Source organism: Okeania sp. SIO2B9, from assembly GCF_010672505.1.
GTDB lineage: Bacteria > Cyanobacteriota > Cyanobacteriia > Cyanobacteriales > Microcoleaceae > Okeania > Okeania hirsuta.
Map to the genome: position 1 here is coordinate 1 of NZ_JAAHGK010001279.1, position 2177 is coordinate 2177.

Annotated in this window: 2 protein-coding genes and 1 pseudogene; all 3 read left to right on the forward strand. The window is 36.5% G+C overall.

Going from position 1 to position 2177, the window contains the following annotated elements; all coding sequences use genetic code 11:
* Positions 1-154: 154 nt before the first annotated feature.
* A complete protein-coding gene (locus tag F6K13_RS29810; RefSeq protein WP_375340687.1) occupies positions 155-991 on the forward strand; it encodes a metal ABC transporter solute-binding protein, Zn/Mn family in 837 nt (278 codons plus the stop codon).
* 322 nt (positions 992-1313) lie between these two features.
* A complete protein-coding gene (locus F6K13_RS29815; RefSeq protein ID WP_124147604.1) occupies positions 1314-1934 on the forward strand; it encodes a hypothetical protein in 621 nt (206 codons plus the stop codon).
* A gap of 14 nt (positions 1935-1948) precedes the next feature.
* Positions 1949-2177: pseudogene (locus F6K13_RS29820) on the forward strand (hypothetical protein); the annotation flags it as partial.

Genomic DNA, 2177 nt, shown 5'->3' on the forward strand with positions numbered 1-2177 from the left:
AATTAAGCAGTATTTCTACTAAAGGTTTCCCACAAAAGTTTTGGCCAGCATTAGGAATTTTATTGGGATTATGGATAAGTACCTGTGCCGCCCCATTTTCAGACGGTAATGAAAAAAACCTAAAGTAGTTTCTACTAGCACCATAATTGCCGATATGACAGAAAAAATAGGTGAGGATGAAATTGAGCATCAGGGAATTATGGAACCCGGAGCTGACCCCCATATTTATGAACCTGTGCCTGCTGATAGTGTGGCTTTTGAGGAAGCGGACTTAATTGTTTACAATGGCTACAATTTGGAACCTGGTTTAATTAAACTGATGAATGCTGCTGGTATAAAAGCCCAAAAATTGGCCGTGGGGGAAAAGGTTACACCATTGCAAAATCCAGATCAGGGCGAGTTAGTGCCAGACCCCCATGTTTGGGGTGATGCAAAAAATGGGATTTTGATGGTAAATGGAATTCGGGATGCTTTGATTAATTTGTCGCCGGAAGATAAAGAGTTGTTTACGGAGAATGCAGCGAGACTAACTGAGGAGTTACTGGCAGTTGATACTTGGATTAGCGAACAAATAGCAACTATTCCAGAAAGTAAGCGCCGATTGGTGACAACCCATGATGCTTTTGAATATTATGTCAGAGCTTATGGTTTAGAGATGACTGGAACTTTAATTGGGATGAGTACCGAAGAGCAACCCAGTGCAAAGACAGTGAAAAATTTGGCAGAGGAAATTAAGAAAACTGGAGTACCTGCAATTTTTGCTGAGACAACAATTAATCCTCAGTTGATCACAACTGTAGCTCAGGAAGCAGGAGTAAAGTTAGCGCCAAGAGAGTTATATTCTGATTCTATTGGCGCTCCAGGAAGTGAGGGAGATAGTTACGTTAAAATGTTAGAGTCTAATACTCGAACAATAGTGGAAGCTTTAGGTGGGAAATATACTGCCTTTGAATGGGAGCAAAAATCTATTCCAGCAGTACAAGCACAGTAATATCATATCTGGTTGAATAGTTATAAATAAACTACTCAGGAGTCAGAATTTCCTACGGAATGCTCCGCAAACAGTAATTCTGCAATTCAGGAGGGAATAAAGAAGAAGAGAAGGAGAAAGTTTTTTCATCACTAATTCTCCAGACATGATAGTAAGTATTCAAGTAGACATTTCCAGAAAAGAGGGAGTAGGGAGTAGGGAGTAGGGAGTAGGGAGTAGAAGGAAAGAATTGATGATTTGTCTACGATAATTGATTTTATTTTTTATTATTGGAGATGTCTAGTGGACATGATATGATGCAATAATTATAATAGGAAAAAAAATGACATTAAGTAAAAAAGAAAGAAAAGATAAGATTCGTATAATCGCCAAAAATTCAGGTATAAGACAAGAGTACCTGGATTTAAAACTGACAGATGACGACATCTTGGAAGTGTATGAAAACTTACGTCCTTTGCAAATTGTCAAACCTGCCAATACTTACAACAGATATATGTTAAGTCAAAATACAGGTAAAGCAAATAAAAAGGCAAAGATGGCAGAAACCAAAGCTAATGCAGAAAAAGAAAGAGCAGATCGAGCTGAGAGTCAACTACAGCAATTTTTAAATCCGGAAAATTCTGAGCTTCTACAAATAGGTCGATGGTTAAAAAATGCACTATCTAAAGTAGGTAAAGAACGTGCTGAATTATTAAAAGAAAAAGACTTAGTGCATCAGACTGACTACGAACATCATGTAGAAGATATAAAAGATGCTATGGAAGAGCATCAAGAAATTGCAGAGGAAGTTGTTTTAGAAAGTCATCAACTCAAAAAAGAAGTTAACACTAAGCTTGATGTATTAAGACACCAACAAAATATGACCAAGAAATATATTATCAAGTATTACGGTATGGATGTATGGCAGAAAATTGAATATTATTTTGATAAAAAAGTAGTTTAAAAGAGGTAGTCTTAATGAAGATAGTTCAAGGTTTAAATTATCAGCAATGGCAACGAAGAAATACAGATAAATTCAAAACTCTGACAGTTGCACAACAAAAGGAAGCTCGAACACAAGGATTTTTCAATCGAGGATGGGATAGAGTTCAAAAATCATGGGACATACTTATGCCTTTTGTCAATATAGTGAATAACAATGTTGTCACTATGTTCGACCATAAACTTAATAAAGGGGATCTTATTG

Excerpts from the sequence above, each read along its gene's own strand:
- F6K13_RS29810 (WP_375340687.1), top strand. The coding sequence starts at position 155 with ATGACAGAAAAAATAGGTGAGGATGAAATTGAGCATCAGGGAATTATG.
- F6K13_RS29815 (WP_124147604.1), top strand. The coding sequence starts at position 1,314 with ATGACATTAAGTAAAAAAGAAAGAAAAGATAAGATTCGTATAATCGCC.